Source organism: Olsenella sp. An293, assembly GCF_002159495.1.
In the GTDB taxonomy this organism is placed as follows: Bacteria; Actinomycetota; Coriobacteriia; order Coriobacteriales; family Atopobiaceae; genus Thermophilibacter.
Window position 1 is genome coordinate 42,815 of the sequence record NZ_NFIT01000010.1, and the last position, 18,662, is coordinate 61,476.

Here is an 18,662-nt window from a genome sequence, read left to right on the forward strand (position 1 = left end):
CGTGAAGCCATCGTGGAACATCCGGACGGCGCGTTCTTCTCGGGTAGAATCAATCCGTATGCGAATTGGAGCGACCCTCGGGGTCGTCTGATATACCTGACCAAACGCGCGCGAAAGGAACCACTCGGGAATGCCAAAGAAGGACATAGCGCTCAAGATCATCCCCCTCGGAGGCCTCGACGGCATCGGCAAGAACATGACCGCCTTCGAGTACGGCGACGACATGGTCCTCGTTGACGCGGGCCTGATGTTCCCCGACGAGGGACAGCCCGGCATCGACCTCATCCTGCCCGACTACACCTACGTCCTGGAGAACGAGGAGAAGCTCCGCGGCATCATCATCACGCACGGCCACGAGGACCACACCGGCGCCCTGCCGTACCTGCTGGCCGACCTCACCCGCAAGGTGCCCATCTACTCGAGCAAGCTCACGCTTGGCTTCATCCAGGGCAAGCTTGCCGAGCACAACATCCGCTCGCCCAAGTTCCGCGAGGTGAGCGACGGCTCCACGATCACGCTCGGCGCCTTCACCATCACGTTCTTCTCGATGACGCACTCCATCCCGGCGGCTTTTGGCGTGTTCATGTCCACGCCGGCGGGCACCGTCATGCACACCGGCGACTTCAAGTTCGACCAGACGCCCATCGACGGCCAGCGCCCCAACTACCAGGCCATCAACAAGTTCGGCGCCTCGGGCGTGGACCTTCTGCTCTCCGACTCCACCAACGCCTGCCGCCCGGGCTTCACGCCGTCCGAGGCCGCGGTGGGCCGCGACCTGCGCCACGTCATCAAGAACGCCCCGGGCCGCGTCTTCGTGGCGGCGTTCTCGAGCCACATCCACCGCCTCCAGCAGATCTGCGACGCCTCCGTGGCCGTGGGCCGCAAGGTCGTCGTGACCGGCCGCTCCATGGTGACCAACACCAAGGTCGCCCGCGAGCTCGGCTACCTCAAGATCGACGAGGAGAACATCATCGACGCCTACGACGTCGACCGCATCCCGGACGAGAAGATCGTGGTGCTGTGCACCGGCAGCCAGGGCGAGCCGCTCTCGGCGCTTGCGCGCATGGCCAACGGCGAGCACAAGTCGCTCTCCATCCACAACACCGACACGGTGATCATCTCGGCCACGCCCATCCCCGGCAACGAGAAGAGCGTCCAGGCGATCGTCAACTCGCTCTCCAAGGTCGGCTGCGAGATCTACGACAAGAGCAAGGGTCTCGTCCACGTCTCCGGCCACGCGAGCGCCGAGGAGCTCAAGCTCATGCTCGCCATGGCCAAGCCGCGCTACTTCATGCCCGTGCACGGCGAGGCCCAGCACCTGCGCGCCCACGCCGAGCTCGGCGTGCAGATGGGCGTGCCCGCGAGCCACGTCTTTGTCCTGGACAACGGCGACTCGCTCGAGATGGTCAAGCACAAGGTCCGCCGCGGGCGCGCCGTCGAGTCCGGCGTGGTCTACGTCGACGGCGGCACCGTCACCGAGGCCAACCCCGTGGTCCTGCGCGACCGCCAGAAGCTCGCCCAGGACGGCGTGGTCACCTGCACCGTCATCATCTCCAAGCGCCGCGGCGCGGTCGAGGCCGTCGAGGTCTCCACGCGCGGCGTGGCCACCTCCACCGACGACGTGCTCCTGAGCGAGGCGCAGGAGCTCGTGCGCACGCAGGTGGCCAAGCTCACCTCCTCCGGCGGCGTCAACATCGACGCGCTGCGCCGCGGCGTGCGCAACGCGCTCTCCAACCAGCTCTGGAACAGGACGCACACGCGGCCGATGATCATCCCGGTCGTGATGGAGGTCTAGGCAGATGCCCGCAAAACGCAGCACAAACGCAGCCAAGGGGCGCTCCGGCGCCAAGCGGCCCGCCCGCGCGCAGTCCCGCGCGTCCGGCGGCGCCGTGGCTCTCGGCAACGCCCAGTCCGACATCCTCGGCGTGGTCCTGGCGGTGGTGGCCGTGGCGATGCTCGTCGCCGTGGTCGTGCCGTCCTCGGCCGTGGTCACGAGCGCGGTCCACGACTTCCTCGCGCTCTCCTTCGGCGCGGGCGCGCTGCTCGTGCCGGTGGCGCTCTTCGCCTTCGCGATGACCTTCTTCGTGGGCGGCGACCGCCCGGTCTCCGGCCGCATCGCGGCGGGGCTCGCGCTCGTCCTTCTCGCCGTCCTCGCCATGCTCTCGCTCAACTGCCCCGGCGCCGCCGAGGACCCGGGCACGGTCCTGCAGCCCGAGCCGGCCGAGCTCGCGGGCGGCTACGTGGGCGGCGCGATCGCCTACGCCCTGCTCGCCCTGCTCGGCCCCGTGGTGGGCAACGTCGTGCTCGTGGGGTGCGTCCTCGCGGGCGTCGTGGTGTGCGGCTTTTCCATCTCGGGGCTCGTCACCTCGGCGCGCGAGCGCGCCCGCGCCCTGGCCGACGACCACCGCGCCCGCGTCGAGGAGCGCCGCGCCCAGGCGATCATCGACGCCGCCGCGGACGAGTCGTTCGTCCCCGGCGCCGCCCAGGGGCCGCAGGCGTCGCTGTTCGACGAGACGGGCGAGGGCACCACGTCGTTCATCGGCGACCGTAAGACCACCGTGCTCAAGCGCAGTCGCGCCAAGCTGCTCTCCGACGACGTTCAGGAGCCTGCGACCACGCTGCTCGACCGCGCCCCGCGCCCCGCGCCGCTCTTTGCCGACGATGCCCCGGCGCCCTCCGAGGCCCACGGCGAGGTCCCCTCGTTCCTGCGCCCCGAGAGGCGCGCCGGCAAGCGCGCCAAGGGCGCCAAGGCCGAGAAGAACGCCAAGGCCGCCAAGGCCGAGAAGGGCGAGAAGGCCGCCAAGGCCGCGCCCGCCCCGCAGACCATCACCCGGCCCGGCGACGGTGACGAGTCCTACAAGCTCCCGCCGCTCTCCATCCTGCGCAAGAACGACCAGTTCGACGGCACCTTCGCCAACGACGAGGAGCTCGCAGCCACGGCGGCCAAGCTCCAGGGCACCCTCGAGGAGTTTGGCCTGAGCTCGCGCGTCGAGGGCTGGATCGCCGGCCCCTCGGTCACCACGTTCAAGATCTCGATGGGCGAGGGCGAGCGCGTCAACAAGATCGTCAACCTCGAGGACGACATCGCGCTGTCGCTCGCGGCCAAGTCCGTGCGCATCTTCGCGCCCATCCCGGGGACCTCCCTGGTGGGCATCGAGATCCCCAACGACAAGCCCCAGCCGGTCTATCTCTCCGACGTGCTTCCTTTCGCCAAGGGCGGCCCGCTCGACTGCGCCTTTGGCCGCGACTCCGAGGGCAAGCCGATCGTGGTCGACCTCGCGGGGCTGCCGCACCTGCTCGTCGCCGGCACCACGGGCTCGGGCAAGTCGGTCCTGCTCAACGCCATCATCATGTCCATGCTCATGCGCGCCACCCCCGAGCAGGTGCGCCTGATCATGGTCGACCCCAAGCGCGTCGAGTTCACGGGCTACGCGGGCCTGCCGCACCTCTACGTTCCCGTGGTCACCGAGCCGCGCCAGGCGGCGAGCGCGCTTCAGTGGGGCGTGACCGAGATGGAGCGGCGCCTCAAGGTCTTCGAGCACTACAAGGTCCGCGACATCAAGACCTACAACGGCAACGTCGACGGGGGCAAGTATGACGAGATGGAGAACCCCCCGAAGCACATGCCCTACTTCGTCATCGTGATCGACGAGCTCGCCGACCTCATGATGGTCGCCGGCAAGGACGTGGAGTCCTCGATCGTGCGCATCGCGCAGCTGGGCCGCGCCGCCGGAATCCACCTGATCGTGGCCACCCAGCGTCCCTCGGCAGACGTCGTGACCGGCCTTATCCGCGCCAACATCGACAACCGCGTGGCGCTCTCCGTCGACAACTCCATCAACTCGCGCATCATCCTCGACCAGAAGGGCGCCGAGCAGCTCCTCGGCAGGGGAGACATGCTCGTCAAGCTCCGCGGCAAGAAGCCGCGGCGCGCCCAGGGCTGCTGGGTCTCCGACGAGGAGATCGAGCAGACCGTCGAGTTCGTGCGCACCCAGGTCACGGCCGACTACCATGAGGACATCCTGACCGCGGTGGTCCCCAACGCCCCGGGCGCCCCCGGCGATCCGGGCGCGGCCAAGGACGACGACCCGCTCGTGTGGGAAGCGGCGCGCATCGTCGTGGAGTCGCAGCTCGGCTCCACCTCGAGCCTGCAGCGCGCGCTCTCCGTGGGCTACGCCCGCGCGGGCAGGATCATGGACATGCTCGAGGCCAAGGGCGTCGTGGGGCCGGCCAACGGCTCCAAGCCGCGCGAGGTCCTTCTCGACAAGGACGGTCTGGAGGACCTGAAGGTGCAGGAAGCCGCGTATCGGGAGGTTGAGTGACATGGCACGTCCGCGTTTCAGCGAGGCGCTCGTGACGCGCAGGCACGAGCTCGGCCTCTCCATCTCCCAGGCGTCCAAGATCTTGAAGCTGCGCGAGGACGTGCTCATCGCCTTCGAGGAGGGCGACTACGACCACCTGCCCCAGAGCGGCTACGCCCAGGGCATGCTCTCGAGCTACGCCCGCTACCTCGGCCTCAACGCCCGCGAGATCGTGGACCTCTTCCAGGAGGACCTCTACGTCCACCGCACCGGCACGGCGTCGCACGAGCTCAGGCGCCGCACGCGCGACACGCAGGCCGGGCGCGGCGTCTCGGGCTACGACCTCGTCAACGAGGTGGGCTCGCGGCCCAAGGCCTACGTCGAGTACCGCCCGCTGCTCCCGACCTCGGGCGGCCCCGCGGGCGACATGGGCTACTTCGCCACCACGGCGCCGGTGCGCTCGCGCTCCTCGGTGCCGCTCGTGGGCATGGGGGCCGCGGCGCCGGGCACCCGCTCGTCGTACTCGTCCTCCCGCGAAAGCGAGCTCGCGTGGACGCGCGAGGGCGAGCGCCGTCGTCCCTACAACAGCGCCGGCGAGCGGGACCGCGGGCCGCAGGGCCCCTCGCGCCGCCGCGCCGTCGAGCGCAGGCGCCGCCCCGACGACCAGGCCGGCCGCCTGATCAGCGAGGGCCAGCGCTCCCCGGAGCGCGCCTACGACGGGCGCTCCCAGGTGCGCTCGAACCGGCTCTACCGCCGCGACGACGTGAGCACGCGCCGCGTGAGCCCGAGCGAGTACGTCGACGACCTGCGCTACGACGACCGCGCCAACCCCTACGCGCCGGCCTCGACCATCTCGGGCCGCCGCTCCTCTCGAAACATCGCCCAGGTGGAGCGCCCCAACGTCCGCAGGCGCTCCGCGGGTCCCCAGCGCCAGGTCCGCGGCGTCCGCCCGCCCACGCGCGGGGGCGCCCTCGGCGCCGTCGAGGGGTTCTTCTCGGACCCGCGCCGCGCGCTGTTCGCGATCGTGATCGTTGCCACCGCGCTGATCACCGCCATCTTGATCTTCTCCGTGGGCTCGTGCGTGCGCGGCGGCCAGGAGACGACGGGCGGCCAGACCGTCGAGGTGAGCAACGCCACGCAGGGTGACGCCGCAGACGACGCGACCACGCCTGCGGGCGATGCGACGGCAGGCGACGGCGCCGACGACGCCTCCGGTGACGACGCCGCGGGCGACGAGACGCCCGACGGCGAGGCGACGGACGGCGAGACCGAAGGCGAGGCGACGGACGGCGAGACCGACGGCGAGGACCCCGCCGACCCCTCCGCGGACGCGGAGCCCGAGGAGACGGTCGTGAGCGTGGAGCTCGCGAGCGGCGGCTACTCCTGGCTCGAGATCGTCTGCGACGGCGAGAGCGTCGTCGCCGACGGCATGACCGGGCCGTGGTCCCAGGAGTTCACGGTCTATGACTCGATCACGGTCCAGGTGGGCGACCCCTCCGTGGTCAAGGTCACCAAGAACGGCGAGCGCGTCGACTTCACGTCCTCCGCCGGCGGCGTCGAGAGCGTGACGATCAAGGGGACCCCGCGTCCCGAGGGCGCGGAGGACGGGGAGGGCGCCGGCACCGGCGCCGACGCGTCGGCCGACCCCGCCGGGCAGACAGGGACGGACGGCCTCTAGGCCGCCCGCGAAAGGAGTTTCACATGGCCAAGGAATCCAGCTTCGACGTGGTGTCCGTCGTCGACATGCAGGAGGTCGACAACGCCTGCCAGCAGGCGGCGCGCGAGCTCACCCAGCGCTACGACCTCAAGGGCACCGGCGCCACCCTTGAGCTCTCCAAGAAGGAGGGCGTCCTCAAGATCTCTGCGCCCTCCGAGTTCGTGGCCTCCCAGGTGCGCGACATCCTGGGGTCCAAGCTCGTGAAGCGCGGCGTCGACCTCACGGCGGTGCGCTGGTCCGACCCCATCGCCGCCTCGGGCATGAGCGTGCGTCAGAGCGGCACCGTGGTCCAGGGCATCGACCAGGACACGGCCAAGAAGATCGCCAAGGACATCCGCGACCTCAAGCTCAAGGCCAAGGCCACCGTCGAGGGCGACAAGCTCCGCGTGAGCTCGGCCTCCAAGGACGTCCTGCAGTCCGTCATCTCCGCGCTCAGGGACCGCGACTACGGCCAGCCCCTGCAGTTCGTCAACTATCGCTAGCAAAGGGGGATGCCGTGCGCTTTCTGCTCGTCACGCTTGGCTGCGCCAAGAACGAGGTCGACTCCGACCGCATGAGGGCGCTTCTGCTCTCCGCGGGCTTCGAGGAGGTCGCCGACGCCGCCGAGGCGGACGTCGCGATCGTCAACACCTGCTCGTTTCTCGCCTCCGCGACGGAGGAGTCCGTCGAGGCCACGCTCCAGATTGCCGAGGAGCGCAGCGAGGGCGTGCGCGCCTGCCCCATCGTGATGTGCGGCTGCGTGCCCTCGCGCTACGGCGACGAGCTCGCCTCCGAGCTCCCCGAGGTCGCCGCCTTCGTGCGCGCCGAGGACGAGGACGGCATCGTCGGCGTGGTGTGCGAGGTCCTCGGCGCCGAGGCTCCGCGGGCGGCCGCCGAGGGGACGCTGCGCACCATCGAGGGCGCGAGCGCCTTCGTGAAGATCTCCGAGGGGTGCGACCGCTTCTGCACCTTCTGCGCGATCCCTTACATCCGCGGGCGCTACCACTCGCGCCCGGCCGACGAGGTCGTCTCCGAGGTGCGCGCGCTCATGGAGGGCGGCGTCCGTGAGGTCGTGCTCATCGGCCAGGACACCGGCGTGTGGGGCTGCGACCTCGGCGAGGGCGAGACGCTCGCCGCGCTGCTGCGCCGCGTCGCCGAGGCCGTGCGGCCCTACGGCGGCTGGGTGCGCGTGCTCTACCTGCAGCCCGAGGGCATGACCGACGAGCTCATCGCCACGATCCGCGATGTCCCCGAGGTGCTGCCCTACATCGACATCCCCATCCAGCACTGCTCCGCGCGCGTGCTCAAGGCCATGGGCCGCCCCGGCTCGGCCGAGGAGCTCCGCGCCCTCTTCGCGCGCCTGCGCGCCGAGATCCCCGGCATGGTGCTGCGCACCACGGGCATGGCGGGATTTCCCGGCGAGACGGACGAGGAGGCGGACGAGCTCTACGACTTCATCGCCGAGCAGGAGTTCGACTACTGCTCCGTCTTCGCCTACTCCCAGGAGGACGGCACCGCCGCCGCCCGCATGGACGGCCAGGTGCCCGAGGAGGTCAAGCTCGAGCGCACCCAGCGCCTCATCGACCTCACCGAGCAGCTCGGCTTTGCCGCGACGGCCGCCCACGTGGGCGAGCGCGTCCGCGTGATCGTCGACGGCGTGGAGGAGGGCCCGGACGGCCCCGAGCTCATCGGGCACGCCTGGTTCCAGGCGCCCGACTCCGACGGCGCCGTCCACATCGCCGAGGGCGAGGCCTCGGTGGGAGACATCGTGACCGTCGACCTCGTCGACTCGTTTTGCTACGAGATGACCGGCGAGCTCGTGAAGGAGGACGACTGACATGGCGGGCGAGAAGAGCGTCTGGACCCCTGCTAACATCGTGACCTGCGTGAGGATCGCGTTCATCCCGGTCTTCATGGTCGTGGCGGCCCTCGCCGACGGCCCGGTCGACGCCCCGCTTTCCGTGGCCGCCTTCGTCATCTACGTGACCCTGTCCCTCACGGACAAGGTCGACGGCTACCTCGCCCGCTCCCGCGACGAGATCACCGACTTCGGCAAGTTCCTCGATCCCATCGCCGACAAGCTCCTGGTCTTCTCGGCCCTGCTCATGCTGCTCGACCGCGGCGAGGTGGCCGTGTGGGTGGTCTTCGTGATCCTCGTGCGCGAGTTTCTCGTGAGCGCGCTGCGCATGGTCGCGGCGTCCACCGGCGAGGTCATCGCCGCCGACAGCCTCGGCAAGGCCAAGACCGCCGTCACGATGGTGTCGCTGTGCGGCTACTACCTCGCCTTTGCGCTGTACGCGGTCGGCCTCGTCGACTTTGGGACCCAGATCGGCTTTGTCTCCTGGGCGCTCATGATCGCCGCCGTGGTGCTCACCGTGGTCTCCGGCGTGCAGTACTTCTGGAACGCCCGTCACGTCGTCTTTGGGAGGTAGCCGTGGCCGAGCGCGAGATCTTCTCGGACGACCCCGAGCTCTATGACGCCTGCGCCGAGCTGCTCGAGCTCGCCCGCGGGCGGGGGCTTACGCTCGGTACCGCCGAGTCGTGCACGGGAGGCCTCGTGTGCGGCTGCCTGACGGCCGTGCCCGGCTCCTCGGACGTGGTGCGCGGCGGCGTGGTGAGCTACGCGATCGACGTCAAGCGCGCCGTCCTGGGCGTGGCCGACGAGGTGTTCGAGGACCCCGCGCGCGGCGCGGTCTCGCCCGAGTGCGCCGAGCAGATGGCGCGCGGCGCCCGCTTCGTGCTCGGCTGCGACCTCGCCGTCTCGGTGACCGGCATCGCCGGCCCGGGAGGGGAGGAGCCCGGCAAGCCCGTGGGCACGGTGTGGCTGGGACTCTCGGGCCCGGCGGGGGAGCGCAGCGCGCTTCTTGCCCTGGAGGGCGACCGCGCGGCCGTCCGTCGCGCCGCCGCGCGCGAGGCCGTGGCCCTGCTTCGTGAAGGTGTTGTGGAGGAGCGCTTGTAGGCGCGGCCCTGGGGCTGGGTGAGGGGCGCCCCTCCCGAGCCCCGGTACGTGGGGCTTCTCCGAACGGGGAAGTCCCCCGAAAGCTCCCCGCGAGCCGCCCGTCAGCCTGGTTGCTGCCGCCGGTACGTCGTGCCTGCTATGTTCGATGCGTCCCGCTTGACTTAGAACGGATGTTCGGATACCATCACGGCGACAAAGGACGCGAAAGGGGAGAGCATGGCCAAGGCCAAGGGCATCACCAAGGAGATCCACCCGAGGACCACCGGCGAGGAGCGCGAGAAGGTCCTCGCCGCCACCACCGAGGAGATCGAGAAGAAGTTTGGCAAGGGCGCGATCATGCGCTTCGGGGACGAGGGCCCGAGCCTCGAGGTCGAGGCCATCCCCACGGGGTCGATCGCGCTCGACGCGGCGCTCGGCATCGGCGGCGTCCCGCGCGGCCGCATCGTCGAGATCTACGGCCCCGAGTCCTCGGGCAAGACCACGCTCTCCCTCGAGATCCTCGCCGAGGCGCAGGCCGCAGGCGGCGTCGTGGCGTTCATCGACGCCGAGCACGCGCTCGACCCGGGCTACGCCGCCCGCATCGGCGTGGACATCGACGAGGTCCTCATCTCCCAGCCGGACACCGGCGAGCAGGCGCTCGAGATCTGCGACATGCTGGTGCGCTCCGGCGCGATCGACGTGGTGGTCGTCGACTCGGTGGCCGCGCTCACCCCGCGCGCCGAGATCGAGGGAGAGATCGGCGACTCCACCGTCGGCCTGCAGGCCCGCCTCATGAGCCAGGCGCTGCGCAAGCTCGCCGGCTCGCTCTCCAAGTCAAACACCACCTGCATCTTCATCAACCAGCTGCGCGAGAAGATCGGCGTCATGTTCGGCAATCCCGAGACCACGCCGGGCGGCCGCGCGCTCAAGTTCTTCTCGTCCGTGCGCATGGACATCCGTCGCGTGGACTCCATCAAGGTCAACAACGAGGTCGTGGGCAACCGCGTCCGCGTCAAGGTCGTCAAGAACAAGGTGGCCCCGCCCTTCAAGCAGGCGGAGTTCGACATCATGTACGGCCAGGGCATCTCCAAGGAGGGCTCGATCCTCGACATGGCGGTGGAGTACGGCATCGTGAGCAAGTCCGGCGCCTGGTTCACCTACGAGAAGGAGCGCCTCGGCCAGGGTCGCGAGGCCGCCAAGGACTTTTTGGCCTCCAACCCCGACCTCATGGACGAGATCGACCACCGCGTCCGTGTTGCCTGCGGGTTGGAGCTCGGCGACGAGCGCGTGGGCGAGGTCGTCGAGCTCGACGCCGCTGCCCCGGCGCCCGACGCGCTCTGATGCCCGGCTCGCTCGGCTCGCTCGAGGTCAGGCTGCCCGAGCGCGGTTCCCGGTCCCGGCGCGCACGCGTGACGCTGAGGACGCCCGGGCTCGGCGAGGAGGCCCTCGAGGTCCCCGTCGCCGTGGGACGCAGGCTCTCGGCGAAGGGCGCTCCCGAGCCCTCCACGCGCGAGGAGCTTCTTGAGGCGGTGGGGGCGCTCGGTCGCTCGTGCGCCCGCGCCCGCGTCGCCGACCTGCTGGGGCGGCGCGACTACACCTCCTCCGAGCTCATGGACAAGCTCCGCGCCGACGGCTATGCGGACGATCTCGTCTGTGAGACCCTCTCGTGGGCGCGCGACTGCGGCCTGGTCGACGACGCGCGCTACGGAGCCGCCTTCGCACGCTCCAAGGCCCTCGCCGGATGGGGGAGGGTCAAGGTCGAGCGCGAGCTCGAGCGCCGGGGCGTGCGCGTGGACGAGGTCGAGGGCTGGCCGGAGGAGTTCTTCGACGACGACTCCGAGCGCTCGCGCGCCCTCGAGCTCGCCTCGCGCCGCCGCCTCACGGGCAAGAACGACTACGAGAAGATCATGAGGTTCCTGTGCGGGAGGGGCTTTCCCTACGGCGTCTCGGCGGAGGTCGCGCGCGAGGTCGCGGGGCGCTCCGCGCGGTCGCTTACCTGAGGCGCATTTGACAGGGCGCCCGCGCAGACGCTAGGATGAGGGGGCTATTGGAGCGCACTCTCACGCTGGTCGGCCAGCTGATGTTCATATGTTCGGAACGTTCACGCTAGCTCTCGCATAGGATCTTTCTCTACGTAGGCGCCACGACTGCACCTCCGATGGCGGGTTCCATGGCGCTCGCGCCATGGTCTCCTGAACCCACGCATAGAACACGCACGATATCTGAGGAGCAGCCATGGAGTTTATCATCGCAGGGGTGGTCGGCCTCGCGGTCGGCGCCATCGTCGTCTACTTCGTCCTAGCCGGGAAGAGCGGCTCCAAGCTCAAGGACGCCGAGGCTCAGCTCGCCTCCGCCCGCGGCGAGGCCGAGCGCATCGCCTCCGAGGCCGCGCGCCAGGCGGAGAACGCCAAGAAGGAGGCCATCCTCGAGGCCAAGGAGCAGATCCTCGCCCTGAAGCAGACCTCGGAGGCAGAGGAGAAGAAGCGCAAGCACGAGCTCCAGAACCTCGAGAACCGCATCATGCAGCGCGAGGAGTCCCTCGACCACAGAAACGACGCCCTCGACCGCCGCGAGCACCAGCTCTCGAGCCTCCAGGGCCAGCTCGACCGCCGCAAGTCCGACCTCGACGAGATGGTATCGCGCCAGGAGGCCGAGCTCGAGCGCATCGCCGGCCTCTCGAGCGACGAGGCCCACGACGAGCTGCTCGCCCGCGTCCGCGCCGAATCCGTCCGCGAGGAGGCGCAGATCCTGCGCGAGGCCGAGCAGTCCGTCCGCGCCCAGGCCGACAAGACCGCCCGCGAGATCATCTCCACCGCCATCCAGCGCTGCGCCGCCGACCAGGCCGGCGAGATCACCGTCACCTCCGTCCACATCCCCTCCGACGACCTCAAGGGCCGCATCATCGGCCGCGAGGGCCGCAACATCCGCACCTTCGAGCAGGTCTCCGGTGTCTCCCTCGTGATCGACGACACGCCCGAGACAGTCGTCCTCTCCAGCTTTGACCCGGTCCGCCGCGAGACGGCGCGCGTCGCCCTCGAGAACCTCATCGCCGACGGCCGCATCCACCCCGCCCGCATCGAGGAGCTCTACAAGAAGGCCGAGGCCCTCGTCGCCGAGCGCGTCCGCGAGGCGGGCGAGCAGGCCGCCTTCGACGCCGGCATCCACGACCTGCACCCCGAGCTCGTCAAGACCCTCGGCGCCCTGCGCTACCGCACCTCATTTGGCCAGAACGTGCTCTCGCACTCCGTCCAGGTCTCCGCGCTCTGCGGCATCATGGCCTCCGAGCTCGGCCTCGACGAGGTGCCCGCCAAGCGCGCCGGTCTTCTCCACGACCTCGGCAAGGCCATCGACCACGAGGTCGAGGGCCCGCACGCCGTGATCGGCGCCGACCTCGCCCGCCGCTACGGCGAGCGCCCCGAGATCGTTCACGCGATCGAGGCCCACCACGCCGACGTCGACCCCGACACCGTCCTCGACGTCCTCGTCCAGGCCGCCGACGCCATCTCCGCTGCGCGCCCCGGCGCCCGTCGCGAGTCGGCCGAGAACTACATCAAGCGCCTCGAGAAGCTCGAGGAGATCTCCAACGCCCACGACGGCGTCGAGCGCACCTACGCGATGCAGGCCGGCCGCGAGCTCCACGTCATGGTCGAGCCCGAGAAGATCTCCGACGCGCAGGCCACGGTCCTCGCGCACGACATCGCCAAGCAGATCGAGGACGAGATGGAGTACCCGGGCCAGGTGCGCGTCGTCGTCATCCGCGAGTCCCGCGCCGTCGACGTCGCGAAGTAGCGTGCCCATGAGCGTCGCCGCCGAGGACCTTGCCGGCTTCGTCTCCTCGATGGGCGCCGACCGCGCCCTTCGCGTCGAGGAGAGCCTCGGCGGCGGCTTCTATCGCCTGCGCGTCGCCGAGGCGGAGCGCAGGCAGGCGAAGCACGACGTGCGCTGCGTCGAGGACGCGGTCATCGAGATGCTGCGCAACGCCCGCGACGCCGGCGCCCGCCACATCTACGTGGCGACGACCCGCGAGGGAGACCTCAGGACCACGACGATGCTCGACGACGGCTCGGGCATCCCGGCCGAGCTCCACGAGCGCGTCTTCGAGGCGCGCGTCACCTCCAAGCTCGACAGCGTCCACATGGACCGCTGGGGCGTCCACGGGCGCGGCATGGCGCTCTTCTCGATCAAGGAGAACGCCGTGAGCGCCGAGGTCATGTCCTCGGCCCCCGGCAAGGGCGCGGCCATCCGCGCGGTCACCGACGCCACCTCCCTCTCCGAGCGCGCCGACCAGTCCAGCTGGCCGGTCGTCGAGGCCCGGCCCGACGGGGGCCTCGCCTGCGTGCGCGGGCCGCACAACATCGTGCGCACCTGCTGCGAGTTCGCCCTCGAGGAGCGCTCGGCCTGCGAGGTCTACCTCGGCTCTCCCGCCGAGGTCGCCGCCACCGCGCGGGCGCGCGCCGCCGTGAGCGTCGATCCCGGCGAGCTGCTCTTCCTCGACTCGCTCCAGGAGCTCCCGGTGCTCGAGCGCCTGAGGGCCGCCGCGGACGCCGCGGAGCTGCGCGAGCAGGCGGCGCTTCTCGGCCTCGAGATGTCCGAGCGCACGGCGCACCGCATCGTCTCGGGGCAGATCCGGCCGCTGAGAAGCGTGCTCTCGCGCCTCACGCACCGCGCCGCGCCGGCGACGGGCCCGCGCGAGGTCGACCTCGCGCGCGACCGGCGCAGCCTCAGGGTCTCGCGCGAGGACCTCGAGGAGTTCTCGCGGGCGCTCGAGCGCGACTTCGACCTGCTCGCCGAGCGCTACTACCTCTCGCTCTCCTCCGACCCCAAGGTCCGGGTGGGCCGCGGCAAGATCACCGTCACCTTCGATCTCGAGGAGCTCGACTAGCGCGCTTTCCAACGATCCCGCCAACCACTAGAATTTTCAGAACGCACACACCACAACCGCAGCAGCTCGCAGGAGCCACGCAGCAGGAGAACAAGACATGGACTATCTCAAGGTGTCGAGCAAGTCGTCGCCGGCCTCGGTCGCCGGCGCCATCGCCGGCCTCGTCAAGGACGAGGTCCCCGTCAACATCCAGTGCGTCGGCGCGGGCGCCGTCAACCAGGCGATCAAGGCGATCGCCATCGCCCGGGGCTTTCTGATCCCCACGGGCGTCGACATCTCCTGCGCGCCGACCTTCTCGGACATTGAGATCGGCGGCGAGAGCCGCACCGCCATCCGCATCGCGGTCTACGTGCACCGGCTCGTGGCGCCCTCCGCCGCGGGCGCCGAGGCGGAGCTGATGCCCCGATGAGGCCGACGGACGCCCTCGTGGGCAAGACCTACTGCGTCAGGACCTTCGGCTGCCAGATGAACCTGCACGACTCCGAGCGCGTCGCCGGCCTGCTCGAGTCCTGCGGCTGCATCTGCGTGCCCGAGCCCGACGAGGCGGACATCGTCGTCTTCATGACCTGCTGCGTGCGCGAGAACGCCGACCAGCGCCTCTACGGCCAGGCCTCGGCGATGGTCTCGGCGCCCACGCCGCCCTCCGGCCGCAGGGTCGTGGCCATCGGCGGCTGCATCGCGCAGCGAGACGGCGAGCGCATCCGCGAGCACATCCCCTGCGCCGACGTCGTCTTCGGCACGAGCGCCCTCGCGAGCCTGCCCGGCCTGCTCGCCGAGGCGTTCGCCGACGACGGCCGCGCCGTGGAGGTCGACACGGTGGAGGAGGGCAGGCCCTTCTCCACGGACCTCCCGAGCCGCCGCGAGAGCCCCTTCCACGCCTGGGTCCCCATCATGACGGGCTGCAACAACTTCTGCACCTACTGCATCGTCCCGTACGTGCGCGGCCGCGAGAAGAGCCGCACGATGGAGAGCGTCGTCGCCGAGGTCGAGAGGCTCGTCGCCGACGGCGTCCGCGAGGTCACGCTGCTCGGTCAGAACGTCAACTCCTACGGGCGGACCATCTACGGCGAGCCCCGCTTCGCCGAGCTGCTGCGCCGCGTGGCCGCCACGGGCGTCGAGCGCATCCGCTTCACCTCCTCGAACCCCAAGGACCTCTCTGACGACACCATCGCCGCCATGGCGGAGCTGCCGGCGGTCATGCCGCACCTGCACCTGGCGGTCCAGAGCGGCTCGACGCGCGTCCTCAAGGCCATGAACCGCAGCTACACGCGCGAGGAGTACCTCGAGCTCGTGGGCCGGCTGCGCGCCGCCATGCCGGGCCTGGCCCTCTCGACCGACATCATCGTCGGCTTTCCCGGCGAGACCGAGGAGGACTTCCTCGACACGCTCTCGCTCGTGCGCGAGGCGGCGTTCTCCTCGGCCTTCACCTTCATCTACTCGCGCCGCCCCGGCACGCCGGCGGCCAAGATGCCCGACGACACGCCCCACGAGGTCATCCAGGGCCGCTTCGACCGGCTCGCCGAGCTCGTGGCCCAGCAGGCCCACGACGCCAATCAGGCCGACCTCGGCACGCTTGCCGCCGTGCTCGTGGAGGGAACCTCCAAGCGCGACGACGGCGTCATGGTCGGCCACAGCGAGAAGAACCAGACGGTGCACTTCTCGCTTCCCGAGGGCATGACGGCGGAGGAGCTCGTGGGCAAGATCGTCGACGTGCGCGTCGAGGAGGCGCGGACGTGGTACCTGCGCGGCACCGTGGAGGGCGAGCCGCGATGAGCCTGCCGCGCGTCGTCTGCGTGGTCGGGCCCACCGCCTCGGGCAAGAGCGTCGTGGCGGACCTCGTCGCCGAGGGGCTCGGCTCGGCCGTCGTCTCGGTCGACGCCATGCAGGTGTACCGCGGCATGGACATCGGGACGGCCAAGACGCCGCCCCCCGAGCGCCGCGTCCCTCTTCTCATGGTCGACGTGGTCGACCCGCTCGAGAGCTACTCCGTCCAGCTCTTCCAGGGGCAGGCCCGGGCCTGCGTGGACGAGCTGCTCTCCCGGGGGCGGGTCCCCGTGCTCGCGGGCGGCACGGGCCTCTACCTCAACGCCGTCATAGACGAGATGTCCTTCCCCTCGGGCGAGAGGGACGACGATCGCCGCCGCTCCTACGAGGCGCTCGCCGCCGAGCGCGGGGCCGAGGGGCTCCACGCCCTTCTCGCCTCCCGCGACCCCGAGAGCGCGGCGCTCATCCACCCCAACAACGTCCGGCGCGTCGTCCGCGCCCTCGAGATGCTCGACGAGGGCGTCTCCTACGCCCGCCACCATGAGGGGCTCCACGAGAGGCGCGCGCACTACGACGCGCAGGTGTGGGGGCTCACGATGGCACGCGAGAGGCTCTATGCTCGCATCGACGCGCGCGTGGACGAGATGGTCTCCTCCGGGCTCGTGGACGAGGTGCGCGGGCTCGCCGCCCGCGGGCTCACGACCGAGCTCACCGCGGGGCAGGCAATCGGCTACAAGGAGGTGCTCGAGGCGCTCGCGGGCGCGTGCACGATGGACGAGGCGATCGAGCGGGTCAAGCAGAGGTCGCGCCGCTACGCCAAGCGGCAGCTCTCGTGGTTTCGCCATGACGGGCGCGTGCGCTGGATCGACCTCGACGAGACGGACGCCGAGGGGGCCGCGCGGCTCATCCTCGACGCCGCGGGAGGTGCGTGATTTGGGAAGGTTCAAGCCGCTCTCGACGGCGCCGGTGCCGGAGCGCGCCATCCTCGTGGGCGTTGACCTCGGGCGCTCCGACTGGAGCTGCGAGGAGTCCCTCGCCGAGCTCGCGCGCCTCGCCGAGACCGACGGCGCCGAGGTCGTGATGACGCTCACGCAGCGGCTCGACGCGCCCGTGCCCAAGACCTTCATCGGCAAGGGCAAGGTCGAGGAGCTCTGCTCCTACGTGCGCAGCCTCGAGGCCGACGTCGTCATCTTCGACGACGAGCTCACGCCCTCGCAGCAGTCCAACCTCGAGAGGATCGTGGGCGAGCCCGTCAAGATCATCGACCGCACGGCGCTGATCCTCGACATCTTTGGCGTGCACGCGCGCACGCACGAGGGACGCCTGCAGGTGCAGCTCGCCCAGCTCCAGTACGTGCTCCCGCGCCTGCGCGGCATGTGGAGCCACCTGGTGGGGGAGCAGACGCGCGGCGGCATCGGAAGCCGCTTCGGCCAGGGAGAGAGCCAGCTCGAGGTCGACCGACGCCTGGTGAGGGCGCGGATCTCGACGCTTCGCCGCGAGCTCGAGCGCCTCGAGCGGCGGCGCGGCGTGCAGAGCAAGGCCCGCTGGGACTCCGGCGTCTATCGCGTGGCGCTCGTCGGCTACACCAACGCCGGCAAGTCGACGCTGCTCAACCGCCTGACCGGCTCCGACGTCTACGTGCGCGACGAGCTCTTCGCCACGCTCGACCCCACCACGCGGGCGCTCGACCTCGACGAGGGCCGCAAGATCACGGTCACCGACACCGTCGGCTTCATCCAGAAGCTCCCGACGATGCTCGTGGAGTCCTTCAAGTCGACGCTCGCCGAGGTGCGAGCCGCCGACCTCGTGCTTTTGGTGGTCGACGTCTCCGACCCGCACCGCGAGCTCGAGATCGAGGCGGTCCGCTCGGTCCTCGCCGAGATCGGCGCCGACAAGATCCGCTGCGTGACCGTGCTCAACAAGTGCGACCTCGTGGACGCCGAGCAGCTGCGCGCCGCGCTGCTCGAGCACCCCGACGCCCAGGTCATCTCCGCCCGCGAGGGCACCGGCGTGCGGGGGCTGCTCTACCGCATCGCCAAGGAGGCGGCGAGCGACAGCGTCACGATGAGCGTGCTCGTGCCCTACGAGAAGGGCCTGCTCATGAAGATGGTCCACGAGCGGTGCCAGGTCATGCGCGAGAGCTACGTCCAGGATGGCCTGCTCGCCACCGTCAAGGCCGACGCGCGCATGGCCTCGACCCTCGAGCCGTACCGCGTCGAGGACGAGGGCGACGGCGAGAGGGACGCGACGGCCGAGGGCTGAGGGGCCGCGCGCCGCTTACAGAAACCGGCCCGCGCGCAGCGCTAAGCGACCGCGCGCTAGGCGGCGATGAGCATGGTCAGTGCGAGCAGCAGGGGCTGGTGCGCCACGTAGACGAGAAGCGCGTGGCGGCCGATCCACGTGAGGGGCTCGAGGCGCGCCGACCGTGCCCAGACGGGATAGCCGCGCGCGGCCCACCACGAGCCCATCGCGGCGCCGGCGAGGTACATGAAGAGATAGGGGAGCAGGGGATAGTAGTCTCCCGAGGCAAAGCCGGGTCCGGGGATGCCAAGCCAGGCGAGCCAGGGGCTCTCGAGAAGCTCCCGGGGCAGCTCTATCCCCATCTGCCCGAACCCGACGAAGCCCTCCCTGAGGTCGAGCAGGGCGAGAAACGCCACGAGCATCACGGCCGCGGCGACGGGCCCCGACGGAAGCGCGCGGATGCGTCCGAGCGCCCAGGCGACGAGGGTGCACGCGGCCATGCAGTAGATGATGCCGAAGGATATAGGCGTGTCGACGGCGACGACGGTGGTCACGGCCCAGATCAGCAGGGCCGCCGCCCCATACTGGAGCGCGCGCCTGAGATTGGAGCGTGAGAGCGGGCACATGCACCCCGCGACAAACAGGAAGGTCCACGAGATGCTCGCGCTCCAGGCGCCCTGCAGGGGAGGGGCAAACCAGGGAAGATCGACGCCCGCGATGAACCTGAGGTCATAGCAGAGATGAAACAGGACCATCGAGACGACCGCGATGCCTCGCACGACGTCGAAGACGCCGACGCGGACCCGCGAGCGCTCGTGCTGGCTCGAGGTCTTCTCCACC

At 70.4% G+C, this 18,662-nt stretch carries 16 protein-coding genes; 15 read left to right on the forward strand and 1 reads right to left on the reverse strand.

Annotated features, from left to right (window positions below; translation table 11 throughout):
- Positions 1-130: 130 nt before the first annotated feature.
- From B5F85_RS07600 to hflX, 15 genes are all read left to right on the forward strand, one after another.
- Entirely contained in the window at positions 131-1,795 is a 1,665-nt protein-coding gene (locus B5F85_RS07600; RefSeq protein ID WP_087315988.1) for a ribonuclease J, read from the forward strand.
- 4 nt (positions 1,796-1,799) lie between these two features.
- Positions 1,800-4,322, forward strand: a complete 2,523-nt coding sequence (locus B5F85_RS07605) for a DNA translocase FtsK (RefSeq protein WP_087315990.1) — start codon at positions 1,800-1,802, stop codon at positions 4,320-4,322.
- Between the two features lies 1 nt (position 4,323).
- Positions 4,324-5,979: a RodZ domain-containing protein gene (locus tag B5F85_RS07610; protein ID WP_087315992.1), complete on the forward strand. Its 1,656-nt coding sequence runs from the start codon at positions 4,324-4,326 to the stop codon at positions 5,977-5,979.
- Positions 5,980-6,002: 23 nt separating this feature from the next.
- A complete protein-coding gene (locus B5F85_RS07615) occupies positions 6,003-6,500 on the forward strand; it encodes a YajQ family cyclic di-GMP-binding protein (RefSeq protein WP_087315994.1) in 498 nt (165 codons plus the stop codon).
- Positions 6,501-6,571: 71 nt separating this feature from the next.
- Positions 6,572-7,834, forward strand: coding sequence for a 30S ribosomal protein S12 methylthiotransferase RimO (rimO, locus tag B5F85_RS07620; RefSeq protein WP_239386785.1), 1,263 nt, complete (start codon positions 6,572-6,574; stop codon positions 7,832-7,834).
- Between the two features lies 1 nt (position 7,835).
- Positions 7,836-8,429 carry a CDP-diacylglycerol--glycerol-3-phosphate 3-phosphatidyltransferase gene (gene pgsA, locus B5F85_RS07625; protein ID WP_204204680.1) on the forward strand — a complete coding sequence of 198 codons (594 nt, stop codon included), beginning with the start codon at positions 7,836-7,838 and terminating at the stop codon, positions 8,427-8,429.
- A 2-nt stretch (positions 8,430-8,431) separates the two neighbouring features.
- Positions 8,432-8,956 carry a CinA family protein gene (locus tag B5F85_RS07630; protein ID WP_087315998.1) on the forward strand — a complete coding sequence of 175 codons (525 nt, stop codon included), beginning with the start codon at positions 8,432-8,434 and terminating at the stop codon, positions 8,954-8,956.
- Between the two features lie 216 nt (positions 8,957-9,172).
- A complete protein-coding gene (gene recA, locus B5F85_RS07635; RefSeq protein WP_087316000.1) occupies positions 9,173-10,276 on the forward strand; it encodes a recombinase RecA in 1,104 nt (367 codons plus the stop codon).
- Positions 10,276-10,935, forward strand: coding sequence for a RecX family transcriptional regulator (locus B5F85_RS07640; RefSeq protein WP_087316002.1), 660 nt, complete (start codon positions 10,276-10,278; stop codon positions 10,933-10,935). Before recA ends, B5F85_RS07640 begins: the two co-directional genes overlap by 1 nt.
- A gap of 235 nt (positions 10,936-11,170) precedes the next feature.
- Complete coding sequence (gene rny / locus B5F85_RS07645; RefSeq protein ID WP_087316004.1) at positions 11,171-12,724, forward strand: ribonuclease Y; 1,554 nt, start codon at positions 11,171-11,173, stop codon at positions 12,722-12,724.
- Positions 12,725-12,731: 7 nt separating this feature from the next.
- On the forward strand, positions 12,732-13,817 hold the full coding sequence (locus B5F85_RS07650; RefSeq protein WP_087316006.1) for an ATP-binding protein: 1,086 nt from the start codon (positions 12,732-12,734) through the stop codon (positions 13,815-13,817).
- Between the two features lie 97 nt (positions 13,818-13,914).
- Complete coding sequence (locus B5F85_RS07655; protein WP_087316008.1) at positions 13,915-14,226, forward strand: stage V sporulation protein S; 312 nt, start codon at positions 13,915-13,917, stop codon at positions 14,224-14,226.
- Positions 14,223-15,590, forward strand: a complete 1,368-nt coding sequence (gene miaB, locus B5F85_RS07660) for a tRNA (N6-isopentenyl adenosine(37)-C2)-methylthiotransferase MiaB (RefSeq protein WP_087316010.1) — start codon at positions 14,223-14,225, stop codon at positions 15,588-15,590. Before B5F85_RS07655 ends, miaB begins: the two co-directional genes overlap by 4 nt.
- Positions 15,587-16,513, forward strand: a complete 927-nt coding sequence (miaA, locus tag B5F85_RS07665) for a tRNA (adenosine(37)-N6)-dimethylallyltransferase MiaA (RefSeq protein ID WP_087316012.1) — start codon at positions 15,587-15,589, stop codon at positions 16,511-16,513. Before miaB ends, miaA begins: the two co-directional genes overlap by 4 nt.
- 1 nt (position 16,514) lies before the next feature.
- Complete coding sequence (gene hflX / locus B5F85_RS07670; protein ID WP_087316013.1) at positions 16,515-17,843, forward strand: GTPase HflX; 1,329 nt, start codon at positions 16,515-16,517, stop codon at positions 17,841-17,843.
- 56 nt (positions 17,844-17,899) lie between these two features.
- On the opposite strand, the gene B5F85_RS07675 is transcribed toward hflX, so the two are convergent.
- Positions 17,900-18,661: a heparan-alpha-glucosaminide N-acetyltransferase gene (locus B5F85_RS07675; RefSeq protein ID WP_239386779.1), complete on the reverse strand. Its 762-nt coding sequence runs from the start codon at positions 18,659-18,661 to the stop codon at positions 17,900-17,902.
- Position 18,662: the final 1 nt, after the last annotated feature.

Coding starts and splice junctions, on each gene's coding strand:
- B5F85_RS07600 (WP_087315988.1), top strand. CDS start 131: ATGCCAAAGAAGGACATAGCGCTCAAGATCATCCCCCTCGGAGGCCTC.
- B5F85_RS07605 (WP_087315990.1), top strand. CDS start 1,800: ATGCCCGCAAAACGCAGCACAAACGCAGCCAAGGGGCGCTCCGGCGCC.
- B5F85_RS07610 (WP_087315992.1), top strand. CDS start 4,324: ATGGCACGTCCGCGTTTCAGCGAGGCGCTCGTGACGCGCAGGCACGAG.
- B5F85_RS07615 (WP_087315994.1), top strand. CDS start 6,003: ATGGCCAAGGAATCCAGCTTCGACGTGGTGTCCGTCGTCGACATGCAG.
- rimO (WP_239386785.1), top strand. CDS start 6,572: ATGAGGGCGCTTCTGCTCTCCGCGGGCTTCGAGGAGGTCGCCGACGCC.
- pgsA (WP_204204680.1), top strand. CDS start 7,836: ATGGCGGGCGAGAAGAGCGTCTGGACCCCTGCTAACATCGTGACCTGC.
- recA (WP_087316000.1), top strand. CDS start 9,173: ATGGCCAAGGCCAAGGGCATCACCAAGGAGATCCACCCGAGGACCACC.
- B5F85_RS07640 (WP_087316002.1), top strand. CDS start 10,276: ATGCCCGGCTCGCTCGGCTCGCTCGAGGTCAGGCTGCCCGAGCGCGGT.
- rny (WP_087316004.1), top strand. CDS start 11,171: ATGGAGTTTATCATCGCAGGGGTGGTCGGCCTCGCGGTCGGCGCCATC.
- B5F85_RS07650 (WP_087316006.1), top strand. CDS start 12,732: ATGAGCGTCGCCGCCGAGGACCTTGCCGGCTTCGTCTCCTCGATGGGC.
- B5F85_RS07655 (WP_087316008.1), top strand. CDS start 13,915: ATGGACTATCTCAAGGTGTCGAGCAAGTCGTCGCCGGCCTCGGTCGCC.
- miaB (WP_087316010.1), top strand. CDS start 14,223: ATGAGGCCGACGGACGCCCTCGTGGGCAAGACCTACTGCGTCAGGACC.
- miaA (WP_087316012.1), top strand. CDS start 15,587: ATGAGCCTGCCGCGCGTCGTCTGCGTGGTCGGGCCCACCGCCTCGGGC.